Annotated in this window: 11 protein-coding genes and 1 pseudogene; 6 read left to right on the forward strand and 6 right to left on the reverse strand. The window is 67.5% G+C overall.

Going from position 1 to position 16,251, the window contains the following annotated elements:
* The first annotated feature begins 65 nt into the window (after nucleotides 1-65).
* Nucleotides 66-356, forward strand: a complete 291-nt coding sequence (locus ACWTPI_RS14415) for a hypothetical protein (RefSeq protein ID WP_454731963.1) — start codon at nucleotides 66-68, stop codon at nucleotides 354-356.
* Between the two features lie 44 nt (nucleotides 357-400).
* Nucleotides 401-892, forward strand: a complete 492-nt coding sequence (locus ACWTPI_RS14420) for an MFS transporter (RefSeq protein WP_454731964.1) — start codon at nucleotides 401-403, stop codon at nucleotides 890-892.
* Between the two features lie 160 nt (nucleotides 893-1,052).
* On the opposite strand, the gene ACWTPI_RS14425 is transcribed toward ACWTPI_RS14420, so the two are convergent.
* On the reverse strand, nucleotides 1,053-1,346 hold the full coding sequence (locus tag ACWTPI_RS14425) for a hypothetical protein (RefSeq protein WP_454731965.1): 294 nt from the start codon (nucleotides 1,344-1,346) through the stop codon (nucleotides 1,053-1,055).
* Between the two features lie 582 nt (nucleotides 1,347-1,928).
* On the opposite strand from ACWTPI_RS14425, the gene ACWTPI_RS14430 reads away from it, so the two are divergent.
* The 3 genes from ACWTPI_RS14430 to ACWTPI_RS14440 all read left to right on the forward strand — a co-directional run bounded on the left by ACWTPI_RS14430 (nucleotide 1,929) and on the right by ACWTPI_RS14440 (nucleotide 3,451).
* The gene (locus ACWTPI_RS14430; protein WP_454731966.1) at nucleotides 1,929-2,321 is read left to right on the forward strand and encodes a BON domain-containing protein; all 393 of its coding nucleotides are present in this window, start codon (nucleotides 1,929-1,931) and stop codon (nucleotides 2,319-2,321) included.
* Between the two features lie 37 nt (nucleotides 2,322-2,358).
* Nucleotides 2,359-2,820: a PRC-barrel domain-containing protein gene (locus ACWTPI_RS14435; RefSeq protein ID WP_454731967.1), complete on the forward strand. Its 462-nt coding sequence runs from the start codon at nucleotides 2,359-2,361 to the stop codon at nucleotides 2,818-2,820.
* Between the two features lie 121 nt (nucleotides 2,821-2,941).
* Nucleotides 2,942-3,451 carry a hypothetical protein gene (locus ACWTPI_RS14440; RefSeq protein WP_454731968.1) on the forward strand — a complete coding sequence of 170 codons (510 nt, stop codon included), beginning with the start codon at nucleotides 2,942-2,944 and terminating at the stop codon, nucleotides 3,449-3,451.
* 152 nt (nucleotides 3,452-3,603) lie between these two features.
* On the opposite strand, the pseudogene ACWTPI_RS14445 reads toward ACWTPI_RS14440, so the two are convergent.
* The 3 genes and pseudogenes from ACWTPI_RS14445 to ACWTPI_RS14455 all read right to left on the reverse strand — a co-directional run bounded on the left by ACWTPI_RS14445 (nucleotide 3,604) and on the right by ACWTPI_RS14455 (nucleotide 6,135).
* A pseudogene (locus ACWTPI_RS14445) lies at nucleotides 3,604-3,824 on the reverse strand (glycine zipper 2TM domain-containing protein).
* Nucleotides 3,825-4,289: 465 nt separating this feature from the next.
* A protein-coding gene (locus tag ACWTPI_RS14450) for an IS3 family transposase (RefSeq protein WP_454731969.1) occupies nucleotides 4,290-5,446 on the reverse strand; the annotation gives its coding sequence in 2 pieces (ribosomal slippage) (nucleotides 4,290-5,179 and nucleotides 5,179-5,446; 1,158 coding nt in all).
* A 428-nt stretch (nucleotides 5,447-5,874) separates the two neighbouring features.
* Nucleotides 5,875-6,135, reverse strand: coding sequence for a hypothetical protein (locus tag ACWTPI_RS14455; protein ID WP_454730667.1), 261 nt, complete (start codon nucleotides 6,133-6,135; stop codon nucleotides 5,875-5,877).
* Here ACWTPI_RS14455 and ACWTPI_RS14460 point away from each other — a divergent pair.
* Entirely contained in the window at nucleotides 6,134-7,381 is a 1,248-nt protein-coding gene (locus ACWTPI_RS14460) for an ISL3 family transposase (RefSeq protein ID WP_439672887.1), read from the forward strand. The two genes, ACWTPI_RS14455 and ACWTPI_RS14460, sit on opposite strands and share 2 nt — an antisense overlap.
* Nucleotides 7,382-7,456: 75 nt before the next feature.
* Here the strand turns inward: ACWTPI_RS14460 and ACWTPI_RS14465 are convergent, their stop codons facing one another.
* Both ACWTPI_RS14465 and ACWTPI_RS14470 read right to left on the reverse strand, forming a co-directional pair.
* Complete coding sequence (locus ACWTPI_RS14465; RefSeq protein ID WP_454731970.1) at nucleotides 7,457-16,036, reverse strand: GH36-type glycosyl hydrolase domain-containing protein; 8,580 nt, start codon at nucleotides 16,034-16,036, stop codon at nucleotides 7,457-7,459.
* A gap of 31 nt (nucleotides 16,037-16,067) precedes the next feature.
* Nucleotides 16,068-16,244 carry a CsbD family protein gene (locus ACWTPI_RS14470; RefSeq protein ID WP_454731971.1) on the reverse strand — a complete coding sequence of 59 codons (177 nt, stop codon included), beginning with the start codon at nucleotides 16,242-16,244 and terminating at the stop codon, nucleotides 16,068-16,070.
* Nucleotides 16,245-16,251: the final 7 nt, after the last annotated feature.

Here is a 16,251-nt window from a genome sequence, read left to right on the forward strand (position 1 = left end):
GCCCCCCCCAATCGCTCGATAGCCCGGGAATGTTCTTCCTGTCACCGGACACCCGCACTTCGCCAATGACGCTCGAAGCATCGACCGCCGCGCCGCGCTGGCTCAACCGCACCGTCGCCGGCACGGGCCTCACGAGCGCGCTGGGCGACTTCTGCTACGAAACGACGACGGTGATCCTGCCGGGCTTCCTGGCCGTGCTGGGCGTTCCGGCGGCGGCGCTGGGCATCATCGAGGGCATCGCCGACGCCGTGGCCAGCTTCACCAAGATGGTGTCGGGCCATATCGCGGACAAGCTCGGCCACCGCAAGCAGCTTGTGCTGATCGGCTATGCGCTCACGCCGATGGCCAGGTCCTGATCGCCCTCGCAGCAGGATGGCCGCTGCTGCTGCTCGGGCGGCTGGTGTCGTGGTTTGGCAAGGGCCTGCGCGGCCCGCTGCGCGATGCCATCGTGATCCAGGCCGTCAGCGCGCAGACGCGGGGCCGCGCGTTCGGCTTCCACCGCGCGGCGGACACCATCGGCGCCGTGATCGGCCCGCTGCTGGGCGTGGCGGTGCTGGGATGGGCGCAGGCCCTGCATTGGGACGACACGGCCGGGCCGTTCCGCTTCGTCCTCGGGCTGTCGGTGGTCCCTGGCGCGCTTGCCGTGCTGGCCTTCCTCGTGCTGGTCAAGGACCCGGAGCATTCGCCCAATCCCGGCCTGCGGCTCTGGAGTACACGTCTGCTCGAAGAGGGATATGGACCGGCAAGCCTTCAACTGGAGATCATCAAGACCCATATCGGAACGTCCTTGCTGGAAAATGCAGCAGTCGTTCGATGGCTGGCCAAGAGACATCCAGAGTATTTGCAGCAGCTTCAACGCATTGCTGACATCAAGGAACTGGCTTCCCAATAGTTGTTCATCTGGGGGGCGCAATGCCCATGGCCAATCACCGCGGCCACGCGCGTGGCGCAGGGTTGACCCGTCCAAACGCTTGGGATCGGTTCACGATAGAGGCTTATCGTGAATCTGCGACGCCAACCTGGCAGGACGGGGCCGCGACCGGTTCACTCTCTCAGCCTCGCGTCAACTCGCCGCGCACGATGGCCGTACCGTCGACCATCGCCTTCATCTTTCCGAATGCCACGTCTCGCGGCAGATACTTCAACCCGCAATCCGGTGCCACGGTGACATTCTCGGGATCGACGTGCGGCAGAGCTCGGCGGATCGGCGCAGCGACGGTCTCGGGAGTTTCGATGGTCAAGTCCGACAGATCGAGTGCGCCCAAGATGATGGTCTTGCCGTGGAGTTTCTCCAGCACCGATGTATTCAGCGAGGATTGCGCGGTATCGATGGAAACCTCGTTCACACTTTCCACCAGATTTCAGGGGAAGACGAACACTTCAGAAGGCCGTCTTAGAGGGATGTGCACCCCGCCCGTGTTACTCATCCGCTCTAGTGCACTCCACAGGTGTCGCACCTGGCGCGTCTCTCAAAGCCCCGTCAGGCTAGGCTGACTCGGGCCAGCAAACCTAAAATTTACTGTGTATATATACAGTGATGCATCCTCACTTAGACGTCAACTCGTGCGAGGCCTTCGAGTAACGTGACCGTTTTACGTGCATTGTCCAAGGCGCCTTTGATTCCATCTGCCGCGCCCTGAATTGCCACTCTCCGCGAAAGTTCAGGCGTGCGATGGCCTCATCAAAGGTGGGACCGTTTCGGGAGACGCGGGGGCAATCCAGACGATGCCTTCTCGTCCTGTGAGGCCACGCATGCAATAGCGGGCCCACATGTCCGTCATCGTACCGACTGGATGGCAAATCGGTGTCAGTCTTGATGTGTCGGCACAACCGTGATGATGGAGAAAAATCCATCTCACGCCATGCCGGGAGACCGCGATTCCGGTAGGGCTTGCACGCCGTACCGCATTCGTGTTCGCAGTCACTAATTGATTCCCATCGAGGTAACCAAAGTGAAAATCATCTATCCCGTCAAGTTTGCGGCTGGTACCGCCTGCATCACGCTCGCGGCCAGCCTCTACGCTCCGCTGGGCCACGGGGCCACGAGCGGCGCGGAGGCATCGCTGACAAATCCCAACCCCACCCATGAGACGATGAGCGAAGGCGTCAGCGATACCACCATCACCACCAAGATCAAGGCAAGCCTGCTCGAACAAAAAAATCTGCGCTCGACAAGCGTCCACGTTCGCACCCGCGAGGGCGTGGTGCGCCTGACCGGCAGCGTCCCGTCGACCATGCAAAAGCAGACCGCAGCCGACGTCGCCAACGCCACCAACGGTGTGAAGTCGGTGGAGAACCACCTTGTCGTCCGCAAGCTGTGAAGCGTCGGCGGAACCCTTACCATTGCCGGAGCAGATCATGAATCTGAACGAACTAGACCGCAACAGTGGCGGCCCGCGTGCCTCTATCGTCGGCACGAACGACCCGAACAACCCCGGGCCCGGACCCTACGTAATGGCGGCCGACACGCTGGAAGGCAACGCCGTCGTCGGCCCGGGTGGCGACAAGCTCGGCACGGTCGATCACATCATGCTGGACGTCGGCGGCGGACGCATTGCCTATGCCGTAGTGTCCTTCGGCGGCTTCCGCGGCCTTGGCGAGAAGCTGTTTGCCGTACCGTGGTCCGCGCTAACCCTTGACACCCAGCGCAAGAGCTTTGTGCTTGGTGTCGACAAGGCCATGTTGGAGGCGGCACCGGGCTTCGACAAAGACCATTGGCCTAGCATGGCGGATCCGCAATGGGGAATCACCATCCACGAGTACTACGGTGCCTCGCCATATTGGAAGGACTACCGGTACGAACGGGAGGCTCAGCCCTGACAGCACCGCGGTCTTGAGGTCTTCTCCATCATGCTCCGGCGAACTGCGTCAAATCTCCCAGACCGCGTTGGCACCGTGTCGCCTTCGATCCGGTGGAACGACTTTCCTGCGAGGTAATATCATGCGTACGGTACTGTATTTCCGGCTTCGCGATATCGCGACCGCGCAGAGAATCCAGTCGGGGCTTGCCGAACTTCCCGTTTCTCCCTTGCGCATCAAAGGCACACGGTTCATCCAGCATGATGACCAGCCGGTCGAAGAGTTGCGCAATGCCGCTATCCAGACCATGCATCGCGGCGAATGGGAGATTGCGGGCTTCCTGAGCGGCGTAGCTCTGGCGATCTATGCAACTCTGTCCCTGGGCACCTCGGTCGGTACCTTTGCCACTGTGTTGGCCTGCGTGGCAGCCGGTGCGCTGGGCGGACTAGTAGGCGCTTGGCTGGGACGAAAGCTCGGCGGATCGATCTGGCGTGGCGCGATCGCCCGGCGACGGACAAGCCTTGCACAAGGCGAGATACTGCTCATCACCAGCTGCGCCAGGCGGACGAAGGAGTCTGTCAAGCTCATGGTCAATGCACTGGGCGGCGAAAGCGTTGAAGAACGCAATGAGGTCTTGCCGAATTTCCGCTAGAAGTAATGCACCGGCAAAGAGAAGTGCCCATCGCCTAGGTCTTACTTGCCGCACGCCATTCCACCCGTCCTTCGCCGTGGCGCCGCTCCGGTATGCTGCCTGTGTGGCGCTCTGGGACACTGACATATGACCGCGCCAGTACATCTTGCGCGCTAGCTGCCGACCTGATTTCCGACACCCCGGCCAACTGCAGCGCCGCCCACGGTGCCTAGCGTGCTGCTGCCGGTCAACACTGCGCCCGCCATGCCACCTATCCCAGCCCCGCCACAATATCCATATCGCGCCAGGACATACCGCTGCATCCGAGCACACTGACCACCGTGCGCGCAATGGATAAGTGCAGAAGAATGACGCCCCTATCGTTGCCGTTCATGTCGATACCTCAATTTACTGGTTTCCGCCCCGGCCGGAGGCCCTGAGTGGAAGCGGCGATGCAGACTACTATCACCTGTCCGCTTTGAAGTTAGCCACGGCGCACCCGCGTGTCGGTCCGGCAGCGTACACGGTGGGCAAAGCGAGGCAGCGCGCCACGCATCAGGCTTGTTTCCGTGGCCTATCCAATAGCGTACCAACACCACGCTTTTGTCGGCGCGATGATGACGCCCCCAATGAAACGACGCCGTCCTGCCTTGGAAACCCCTTACGGCCGATATGGTCCGGTGATTCGGCGAGCCACTCATCCGCGCGTCACCGGTCTCTACAGGAGAATGACATGCAAACTTACCGCTGGCTTCGTGTTGCGGCGCTTTTAATTGTGCAAATGGGTTGTTTATGGGCCCCGGCGGATACGGCGACGAAGGACGATATTAGCCTTCCCCTGCTCTCCCAGACAGGTAAGTTAGCCCGCCATGCGTTGCTCGAACTGAACCGGGCTAAGGAAGTTCGGTGCTGAATGTCGGCGATGCGGATTGTAGAAGCGCTCGATGTAATCGAACACGTCGGCCCGCGCCGCGTCCCTCGTGCGATAGATGCTTCGGTTCACACGCTCTGTCTTCAGGGTGCTGAAGAAGCTTTCCATCGCCTCATTGTCCCGACAATCACCACGACGACTCATGCTGCAGGTAATGCCTTCCTGCCTGAGTAGCGACTGGAAGTCCTCGCTTGTGTATTGGCTGCCCTGGTCGCTGTGATGTATCAATTTGGCTAGTCGCCCTCGGCGCCAGAGCGCCATCAGCAACGCGTCGGCCACCATCTTCGCATGCATCGTATTGCTCATCGACCAGCCGACGATGCGGCGCGAGTACAGGTCCATCACGGCGGCAACGAACAGCCAGCCTCGCGCCGTCCAGATATAGGTAAAGTCGGCAACCCATTTCTGGTTCGGCGCGTCGGTTTCAAACTGGCGTTGCAGGTGATTGGGCGCAATGCCCTGAGCTGCCGCAGCCCCTGAATCGCCAGGCATGCGCCGTCGCCGCTGACGAGCCTGCAATCCGGCCTGTCGCATCAGCCGGGCAACGCGATTCACGCCACAGCGTTCGCCCGCTGCACGCAGGTCGTGCCAGATGTGTGGGCTGCCGTAGGTCTTGTCGCTCAGCTCGAAGCTTGCCCGGACCAGCCGCGTGAGGCGGACATTCTCCTGCGAGCGTTTGCTCGGTGCTCGACCGAGCCATTCGTAGAAGCCGCTATGCGAGACCCCGAGCAACCGGCACATGGCACGAGTCGGCCAGACACCGCGTTGCCGTGCTATCCAGGCGTACTTCACTCCGGCTACTTCGCGAAGTAGCCGAGCGCTTTTTTTAAAATGTCACGCTCCATCGTGACCCGCTTCAACTCACGCTGCAAGCGCTGCACCTCTGAAAGTGCTTCAGCTCGCAGCGGCTTACTCGCGTCCATCTCCAGCGCCCCGTCTCGCGCCAGCTTGACCCAGCGGCGCAGCAGATTCTCGCCAATGCCAAGGTCGCGCGCTATCTGGGTTACGACAGCACCCGGCTCGGTGCATAGCCGGACCGCCTCGCGTTTGAATTCGTCGGTGAAGTGCCTTCTTGTTCTGCTCATTCCATCCTCTCCGGATTACGTCAGCTTAGCTAATGTGTCCGGGAGAACGGGGGAAGGCCATATAGTGACCATCACCGTGGACCTGACAAGCGATATGAGGGTCTTCCGGTCAGCTCCGTCTATCGCTCTGGTGATCGCCAGCGAGTCAACTCAATGGAGCGGATCAGTGACGACAGGGGGCAGGAATCCGTCATGAAGAATGAATGACTACAAAAGAAAATGGGCTCGTCGGGGGAATCTGTGGGTAGATGGAGGCGATTTACGAGGAGCAGAGGAAGCGATAGAGCTTCTTGCAGGTCGCATCGAAGGCGCTCTGGGCCTGCTCGTCGAGGTGCCGGGAGATCAACGGACCTCCGTACTTGTGAATTTGGTGGAGAACGAGCGTGCGGGCATCCATGGCGGCCGCGTCCGGGTCTTCGTGGCGGACCTCAATGAGATGCTCCGCCGAGCATCCAGAGGTGATCGCGGTGATAATTCAACGTTTTGCGCGCATATCCCAGTGTGAGCAGGTGTTGCAGGAAAGGCGTGAACACTTCGACGAGTGCCTGCCCGGGCGGGAGGTCCTGGTCATCGAAACGCCAGGACGCGGGCCAGTTCTGCAGGTCCGGCACGTAACGCGCCAACGCATCCTGGTCCGGGGCGACAATAGCGACTTTTTTGCCCTTGCCGCTTGGGGCCGCGCTAACCATGTTGCTGACTCGCTTGCTCAACGCCTGCCACCATTTTCCCGGTTTTGTCTATGAAGGTGCGCGGCTGTGCGAAGCAACCCAGTCCATCGAGATCGAGGTACGACCGCGCAAGGGTTCCAAGGCGATCTGCTCATGCTGTAGCCAGCCTGCGCGGGGTTACGACACGCTTGCGCAGCGCAGGTTCGAGTTTATTCCAGTCTGGGGTTTTGCAGTGTTCCTGCTTTACACCATGCGGCGCGTCGATTGTCGTGACTGTGGCGTGAAGGTCGAAGCCCTGCCGTGGGCCAGTGGCAAGCACACGCTCACCCGAGCGTACATGCTGTTCCTGGCGCAGTGGGCACGCAAGCTGTCGTGGAGGGAGACGGCACAAAGCTTCCGCACCAGTTGGGAGAAAGTCTTCAACGCAGTGGAGTGGGTGGTCGACTGGGGGCTGGCCCATCGCGAAGTCGGTACGATCCGCGCCTTTGGCGTCGATGAGATTCAGTATGGTCGTGGACACAAGTACCTCACACTGGTCTACCAGATCGAGGCCGGCTGCACGCGCCTGCTCTGGGTCGGGCAGGAGCGCACGAAAGAAAGCTTCTCGAAGTTCTTCGCCATGATCGGAAAACAGGTATGTGAGAAGGTCGAGTTCGTCTGCTCTGACATGTGGAAGCCCTATCTCGAGATGATCGCGCTGCATTGCCCCAACGCACTGAACATCCTGGATCGCTTCCACATCGTTGCCAAGATGAACAAGGCGATCGATGAGGTTCGCGCCGAGGAAAGTCGCCGCATGAGCCGCGACGGATACGAGCCAGTGCTCAAGAAGTCCCGCTGGTGCCTGCTCAAGCGGCAGGAAAATCTGACCGACAAACAGCGGGTGCGTCTGCGCGATCTGCTGCAATACAACTTGCGGACCGTGCGGGCCTGGCTGCTCAAGGAAGAGTTCCAGCAACTCTGGGATTACATCTCGCCCGAGTGGGCCGGCAAATTCCTCGACCAGTGGTGTACCCAAGTGATGCGCTCGCGCATCGAGCCGATGAAGAAGTTCGCCCGCACCGTGCGTGTCCACCGTGAACTGATCCTCAACTACTTCCGTGCGCGCAAGCAGTTCTCCAGCGGCGTCGTCGAGGGTCTGAACAATAAGGCCAAAGTCACCATGAGAAAAGCGTACGGCTTCCGGACCTTCAGAGCCACGGAAATCGCGCTATATCATGCACTTGGGAACCTTCCGGAGCCTCCGGGCACCCACACATTTTCCTGACGATCCAGAAAATGATAAGCAATCGCGAGCGATGACATTCCCAATGCCCCTTCTCTGCCTGCAAATGGCTCGCACTCATGCAGTTGCCGGCGCAAGGCACAGCAGCAGTTCGTGCCGGCCATCGCCGAGCGGCACGCGCACGCCGCCGCCATCCACCGCGACCGGCTGCCCGTCGAGCAGCGCGTGCGGCGCGCCGGCCGCCGCCCGGACGCGGATGTCGTAATGGCAATCGCCGAGCCTGACGGTGGCCTCGAACCCCGGCCACGCGGCCGGCATCGCGGGGGCGACCACCAGCCAGGCGCCTTCCCTGCGGATGCCGAGGATGCCCTCCATGCCGGCGCGCTGCATCCAGCCCGCCGCGCCCGTGTACCACGTCCATCCGCCGCGCCCGACGTGCGGCGCCACCGAATAGACGTCGGCCGCGACCACGTATGGCTCCACCTTGTAGCGCGCCGCGGCCTCGGCCGTGCCGGCGTGGTTGATCGGGTTGAGCATGGCGAACAGCTCGGCGGCCTTCGTGCCCGCGCCGAGCCGGGCGAAGGCCAGCACCGACCACATCGCCGCATGGCTGTACTGCCCGCCGTTCTCGCGCAGGCCGGGCGGATAGGCCCGGATGTAGCCGGGGTCGGGGCCGTCCCCGTCGAAGGGCGGCGAGAACAGCAGCGCCAGCCCGTCCTCGCGGCGCCACAGGTGCTGCTCCAGCGCGGCCATCGCGGCCGCCGCGCGCGCGGGATCGCCCGCGCCCGACAGCACCGCCCACGACTGCGCGATGGCATCGATGCGGCACGCCGCGCTCGCCTGCGAGCCCAGCCAGTTGCCGTCGTCGAAGGTGGCGCGGCGGTACCAGCCGCCGTCCCAGCCGTGCCGCTCCAGCGCTTCGCCCAGCGCCGCGGCATGCGCGCGCCAGAGGCCGGCGCGGCCGGCATCGCGCGCCTCGGCGTAGGGCGCGAACAGCGCGAGCGTGCGCGCCAGCAGCCAGCCCAGCCAGACGCTCTCGCCCCTGCCCGCGGCGCCGACGCGGTTCATGCCGTCGTTCCAGTCGCCGCCGCCGATCAGCGGCAGCCCTTGCGCGCCGGTGAGCGCCAGGCAGCGGTCGATGCCGCGGGCGCAGTGCTCGAACAGCGAAGCCGGCGCCGCCCCGGCCTGCGGCTGGAAGAAGGCATCGTGCTCGCCGGCCTGCAATGGCGGGCCGTCGAGGAACGGCACCGATTCGTCGAGCACGGCCGCATCGCCCGAGGCGGCGATGTAGGTCGCCGCCGAGAAGGCAAGCCAGACGCAGTCGTCGGAAATGCGCGTGCGCACGCCCTGCCCGCTGTGCGGCAGCCACCAGTGCTGGACGTCGCCCTCGGCGAACTGCCGCGCGGCGGCCCGCAGCAGGTGGCCGCGCGTGGTGGCCGGGCTGGCGAAGGTCAGCGCCATCGTGTCCTGCAACTGGTCGCGGAAACCATAGGCGCCGCTGGCCTGGTAGAACGCCGAGCGCGCCCAGACACGGCAGGCCAGCGTCTGGTAGAGCAGCCAGCCGTTGAGCATGATGTCCATGCTGCGGTCCGGCGTGCGGACCTGCACCGCGCCGAGCACGCGGTCCCAGTGCGCCGTCACGGCGGCGAGCACGGCGTCGAGGTCGGCGGCGCGATAGCGCGCGACCAGCGCGCTGGCCTGGTCTTGCGAAGCACATTGCCCCAGCAGCGCGACGATCTCCACGCTCTCGCCGGGCGCCAGCTCCACGAAGCACTGCAAGGCCGCGCAGGGATCGTGCCCGGCGCCCACGGCGCCCGACAGCGGCGCCGTGCCCAGCAACGCCGCCGGCGCGGCGGGCGCGCCGTTGCGGCCGAGGAACTCGGTGCGGTCGGCGGTCCACGCCACCTGCCTGCCGCCGAGATCGGCGAAGGCGACCCGCCCCGGGAACGCGGTGCTCCACGGATTGCGCGCCAGCATGGCGCCGGTGGCGCCATCGAGCGCGGTGGCGACGAACGGCGCCGAGGCCCCGCGCGCGGTGCCTAGCACCCACTCCGCGAACGCCGTCACCGAGAGGCGGCGGCGGCCCGCCGACAGGTTGCGCAGCGTCAGGCGGGAGATCTTGAGCGGATCGTCCAGCGGCACGTATTGCAGCAATTGCGCCGCGATGCCGTTGGCCTCGTGCGCGAAGCGGCTGTAGCCGTGGCCATGGCGCGCGCTGTAGGCGCCGCCGTCGCGCACCGGCTGGGCGGTGGGCGTCCACAGTTCGAGCGTGTCTTCGTCGCGGATGTAGATCGCTTCGCCGGCCGGGTCCAGCACCGGGTCGTTGGACCACGGCGTCAACTGGTTCTCGCGGCTGTTCTCGGCCCAGGTATAGCCGCTGCCCTGCGCCGAGACCTGGAAGCCGAACGCCGGGTTGGCGATCACGTTGAGCCACGGCGCCGGCGTCGACGCCTCGCCGTCGAGCTCGATCACGTATTCGCGCCCGTCCTTGTCGAAGCCGCCGAGCCCGTTGAAGAACTCCAGCGCGGCCGCGCCGCGCGCCGGTGCCGGCGGTGCGGACGGCGCCAACGGCGCGGGCAAGGCCGGCGGCGGCGGGAAGGCCAGGCGCGAGAGCCACGTCGGGCGCCCGCGCGCCGCGCGCACGGGCGCCGCGGGCAAGCGCGCAAGCTGCTCGGCGATGGCGCCGCGGCGCGCCACCAGCACGACGCGCGCCACCGACTGGAGCAGCGCGCGTTCCTCGATCCGCATCAGGTCCGCGCGCAGGGTATGCACCGCGCCCTGGCCGAGGCCGTCGCCCAGGCCGGGCCGCGACTGGCTGCTGCGCACCGCCGTGTCGATCGCCACCTGCAGGTCCTGGGTGTAGGACGACGCGCGCTCGTTGACGATGACGAGGTCGACGCCCAGGCGCTTGAGCCGCCAGTATTCATGCGCGCGCAGCAGCTGGCGCACCTGCGCCATGTCCTCGACATCGTCGATGCGCAGCAGCACGATGGGCAGGTCGCCGGAAATCGCGTGCGGCCACAGCCCGGACTGCGGGCCCGCGCCGCGCAGGATGGCTTCCGGCGGGCTGCGGAAGCGCGCGTCGGCATACAGGATCGGCGCCGCCAGGCGCTGGAAATCGGCGGCCTCGCCGGCCTTGGCGTCGAGATAGCGCAACTGGACCTGGGCCTGGGTCCACGCCAGGGTCTTGGCGCGCTCGAAGGCGCTGCGGTCGTGATGCTTGTCGATCAGCACCATCAGCCCGGCCCGCGACGGCGCCACCAGCGTCCAGAAGGCCACGCGGGCCACGCCGCCCGGCGCCACCCGCACCCGCTGGCGCAGCGAAAAGACCGCGTCGAGGACGGTGCCGGTGGTACCCGACAGCGGCTGGCCGCGCCGCGCGCCGCCGGCCGCATGCGTCGCCGCGCCCGCCCCGAGAAAGCGCGCGCGGTCGGTCTCGTGCTGGAGATCCGCGACGACGTCGCCCTCCACCACGGTGAAATGCGCGGCCCAGATGTCCGGCTCGCCGCCGGCGCGCGGGCGGCGCGTGGCGATCAGCGCGCCGAACTCGGCCAGGTATCCGGTCTCGACGAACAGCTTGGAGAAGGCGGGATGCGCGTCGTCCGCGGACGGCATCGCCAGCACCAGCTCCGCGTAGGAGGTCAGCTCGATCTCGCGCGCGCGGCGGCCGCTGTTGGCCAGCGAGACGCGCCGCACTTCGCCGTCGTCCTCGCCCGAGACCAGCACGTCGAGCGTGGTGACGAGGCTGCCGTCGCGGCGGACGAATTCGGCGTGGTCCTCGGCGAACACCACGTCGCTGCCGGCGTCTTCCGCGCTGGCATCACTGTCGCCGGAGCCGGCGGACCAGACCCGGCCGCTCTGGGTGTCGCGCAGGAAGATGAAGGAGCCGGCGTCGTCGCGCGTGGCGTCCTCGCGCCAGCGGGTCACGGCGAGGTCGCGCCAGCGGCTGTAGCCCGCGCCGGTGGTGGTCAGCATCACGGCATAGCGGCCGTTCGACAGCAGGTGCGTGACGACGGCGCCGGCGGTGGTGCCCGGATACCGCCGCGCCGTGGCATCCTCGTGGCCCGCCTCGGCCCGCGACGCCTTCACTTCCTCGGCGCGCGGATGGGAAATGGCGACGTTGCGCGGCATGCGCTCCTGCAGTAGCAGCTCGGTGGCCTGGATCACCGGCTCGCGGTGGAAGCGCTCGCGCATCTGCCCCGCGTGCAGCGTGTTGGCGATGGCGACGATGGTCATGCCCTGGTGATGCGCCATGTAGCTGCGCACGATGGCGAAGTCCTCGTCCTCGGGCAGGCGCGAGCGCGTGAAATCGAGCGCCTCGTAGAACCCGTGGCGCCCCTTGGCGCCCATGCCGGCCAGCCGCGCGTAGTTGCGCTGCGCCGCCTGCGGATCGACCATCGCGGCCAGCGCGGTGGCGTAGGGCGCGATCACCACGTTGTCCGACAGCCCGCGCTTGAGCCCGAGCCCCGGCACGCCGAAGTTGGAATACTGGTAGGTGAATTCCATGTCGCGCGCGTTGTAGGCGGACTCGGACACGCCCCACGGCACGCCCAGCGAGCGCCCATAGGCCTGCTGGCGCTCCACCACCAGCCGGCTGGTCTGCTCCAGCAGGCTGCCGCCGGGCGCGCGCATCACCAGCGACGGCATCAGGTACTCGAACATGGAGCCCGACCACGAGATCAGCGCCGAGCCGCTGCCCAGCGGCGTGGCCGTGCGCCCCAGGTGGAACCAGTGGCGCGTGGCCACGTCGCCCTTGGCGATGGCGAACAGGCTGGCCAGCCGCGCCTCCGACGCCAGCAGGTCGTAGCAGTTCGCGTCGAGGCGGTTGTCCTCCTGCGAATAGCCGATCGACAACAGCTTGCGCTCGCGGTCGAACAGGAAGCCGAAATCCATCGACAGCGCCATCGCGCGCGCCTCGGCGGCGAGCGCGCGCAGGCGCGCCGCGAACGCGGCCGGCGCCGCGCCGATCTGCAGCCGGTCCTGCTCGTGGCCGGCCACGGTGTCGCGCAGCGCCTCGGCCCAGAACAGCAGGTCGGCGAGGCTGTCGTCGCCGGCCGCGGGCAGCATCTCGCGCGCCGTCGCGGCGGCCTTTTCCGTCAGCCGCCTGAGCGCGGGCGCCAGCGTGGCCAGCGGCTCGGTGCCGGCCAGCCGGGCCTCGATGTCCCCGATCAGCCCGCCCAGGACGCCGCCGCGCTCGCCGCCCGGCGTGGCCAGCGCGGCGAGGGCCTCGCGCGCGAGCCGGACCGTGTCCGTCATGCCGGGCCGGAAATCCGGCGCCGCCGCGGCGTCGGTCCATTCCTCGCAGGCGTTGGCCAGCACGATCAGGTGGCCGGCGAGGTTGCCGCTGTCCACCGACGAGACGTAGGCGGGCGTGAGCGCGCGCAGGTCCTGCGTGTCGTACCAGTTGTAGAAATGCCCGCGCAGGCGCGGCAGCCGGCGCATGGCGGCAAACGCCGCTTCCACGCGCTCGACCGTCGCCACCGTGGCGCTCCAGCCGAAATCGCGCGCGGCGACGGCGGAGAGCAGGTAGAGGCCGATGTTGGTGGGCGAGGTCCGGTGCGCCACCACCGGCCGCGGCCGCTCCTGGAAATTGTCGGGCGGCAGCATGTTGTCCGCCGGCGTGACGAAGGTCTCGAAATAGCGCCAGGTGCGGCGCGCCGTCAGGCGCAGGTCGCGCGCGTCCGGCTCCGAGGCCAGCAGGCGCCGCGCCACCGTCGGCGAGCGGCTGACGCGCAGGGCCAGAGCCGGCGCCATCAGCCACAGCAGGCCGAACGGCAGCGCCAGCGGCCAGGACGGGCGCGCCAGCGCCAGCGCGCCGGCCGTCATGGCCGCCGCCAGCGCCACCCCGCCCGCCATCTGCCGGTAGGAGCCGGCGAGATCCAGCCGCGGGCTGCGCATCGACTGCGCGGCCGTGGTCCATTCGAGCAGGTGGCGCCGCGTGAAGCGCAGGCGCACCAGGGTGCGGGCGATGGCGTCGCCCATGCGCCAGGCCTGGTCCGGCAGGAAGGCGATGGTGAGCAGCACCTGCGTGGCCGCGACGCGCAGGTCGCCGGCCAGCATGCGCACGTGGTTGCGCATGCGGATGCCGGCGCGATGCGGCACCAGCGCGAACAGGCCGGGAAAGAACGCCGGGAACGCGATCGCGGCGAGCAGCATCAGCGTGGCCCACGGGCCGGCCGCCAGCGGCAGCAGCCAGCATGCGCCCAGCGCCAGCAGCAGCACCGGCGCCAGCAGCGCGCGCCGCAGGTTGTCGAGCATCTTCCAGCGGCCCAGCAGCGGCACCGCCTCGCTGCCGGCGCGGCCCTTGAAGATCCAGCCGAGCAGTTGCCAGTCGCCGCGCGTCCAGCGGTGCTGGCGCTTGGCGGCGACGTCGTAGCGCGACGGGAAATCCTCCACCACCTCCACGTCCGAGGCCAGCCCGGCGCGCGCGAACACGCCCTCGAACAGATCGTGGCTGAGCACCGCGTTCTCCGGAATGCGGCCATGCAGCGCGCGCTCGAACGCATCGACGTCGTAGATGCCCTTGCCGGTATAGGAGCCCTCGCCGAACAGGTCCTGGTAGACGTCGGACGCGGCCGCCGCATACGGGTCGATGCCGCCCGGCGCCGAGAAGATCCGCTGGAACACCGATCCCTCGCTGCCTACCGGCAGCGACGGCGTCACGCGCGGCTGCAGCACGGCGTATCCGCCCACGATGCGCCGCAGCCGCTCGTCGAAGCGCGGCCGGTTCAGCGGATGGGCCATCTTGCCGATCAGCCGCAGCGCCGCGTCGCGCGGCAGGCGCGTGTCGGCGTCGAGCGTGATGACGTAGCGCACGCCGGCGGGCACGCGCGGCAGCCCGCCGTCGGCGCCGACGTAGCTGGTGTCGGTGGCGCCGCGCAGCAGCCGGTTGAGTTCATGCAGCTTGCCGCGCTTGCGCTCCCATCCCATCCACGTCCGCTCGCCGGCGTTGAACAGGCGGCGCCGGTGCAGCAGCAGGAAGCGCTCGCCCGCGGGCCCCGGCCCGTGGCGGCGGTTGAGCTCGCCGATGGCGTCCGCGGCCACGGCCAGCAGCGCGGCGTCGGCCGCCACCGTTTCGTGGTCGGCGTCGGCGCCGTCGGTCAGCAGCGCGAAGGTCAGATCGCCGCCGGCGCCGGCCAGGTGGTGCACCTCCAGGCGCTCGATCTGCTCGCGCAGGCTGGCTTCGCTGCCCAGCAGCGTGGGCACGGCGACCAGCGTGCGCAGCGACGGCGGCACCCCGCCCGTCAGCTCGAGGCCGGGCAGCAGGGACGCGCCGAAGCTCCACGCCATCGCCCGGTTGACCAGCGTGGTGGCCACCTCGCTCGCCGGCACGAAGCAGAGGGCGCCGATCAGCGCCAGCCAGCCGCCCGCGAGCCCGGGCCCGGACACCGCGGCCAGCACCCAGAGGAACGCCGCGAGCACGGCCAGCGTGACGAGCAGGAGCGCGCCCACGTAGCCGCCCACGCCGAGGGCGGCGTTGAGGCGGCTGACGCGCAGGCGCGCCGGCGCGCGGAACCCGATCGCCCGCTCCAGCGCGAGCCGTCCTTCCGCGATCAGGTGATAGCCGGGGTCGCCGGTGCGCTCGGCCTGCGCCGCGCCGGCCGAGCCGGCCGCGGCCGCGCTGGCGGCCGCCAGCGCGGCGCCGGCGATCTCCAGCTCCGGCAGCGGCGCGCCGCGCGCCAGCTGCTCGATGGCGCTGCGGTAGAGATTGCGCGTGGCAAAGTCCATCGCCGCGAAGGCGCTGCCCGCGCGCAGCCGCTGGTCGACCAGGCTCACGCTTTCGAACAGCTCGGCCCAGTCGATGTCGGAAATCAGCCGCATGCTGGTGATGACGTTGCGCACCGTGACGTTGGCCGCGCCCTGGCGCTGCTGCGCGTGCCGCACCACGTCGTCGACCGACACGCCCTGCAGGCCCAGCCGCCCCTCCAGCCAGCCCAGCGTGGGCGTGGTGCGCGGGTCCTGGTCGCGCAGCCGCTTGGCCAGCTGCGCGGCGAACAGCTCCGACAGCGGCGACGCCGGGCGCGAGGCGATGTCGATGGCGAGCGCCGAGCCGGCGCAGCCCGACACCAGCAGCCGCTTCGACAATGCGTCGGCGTCGGCGCGCGCGGCGCGCGCGGTGGTGATCTGCTCCGCGAGCCGGCGCAGATTCTCCACCAGCACGATGCGCAGCGTGATGGCGACCGCCCACAACTCACCGATGGTCAGCGGCTGGACGCGCTGATACGCGGCGATGAAGCGGCGCAGCATGTCCGGGTCGAGATGGCTGTCGGTGTGCGCCACGAAGGCCCACGCCATGCCGAATATCCGCGGGTAGCCGGCGAACGGCCCCTCGCTCAGCTTGGGCAGCTGGCGGTAATAGCCGGCGGGCAGGTCGTCGCGGATCTCGCGGATCTGCGCTTCCACCAGGTGGTAGTTGTCGAGCAGCCATTCGGCCGCGGGCTCCACGCTCCGGCCGCTTTCCAGCTCCGCCGCGCTGGCGCGGTAGGCGGCGAGCAGGACCTCGGCATTGCCGTTGAGGCGGCTGCGCAAGGACGGCACCCGCGGCGGCCTTGGCGTGACCGGCTGCGCCGCGGCCAGGCTCTGCGCATGCTGCTCCAGCCGCTCGGTGCCGAACAGCTCCTCGCGTACCGGTGCCGTGTTATTCCATGGTGACGCGATTGAAGAGAAATCGAACGTACGGAGCAGTGCTGAATACATGAACGCCCTTCAGATATCGGCTGCGGCACGGCTATGATTGCTTGTGCTGTTGTTCCTTCGCATCTCCGTAGGAAGCTTGTACCTCGCCGACAAGCTGTTCGGCCTTACCTCTGAGTTCAGTTGTCTTGCGCCCGGTGGTCTTTCCAAACATTTCCCGCAGTTTCCCCTTCGCCTTCTCGAGACGGCCCTTCACTTGGCTTTCATTCATAACATCG

This window comes from Cupriavidus ulmosensis, assembly GCF_977008105.1.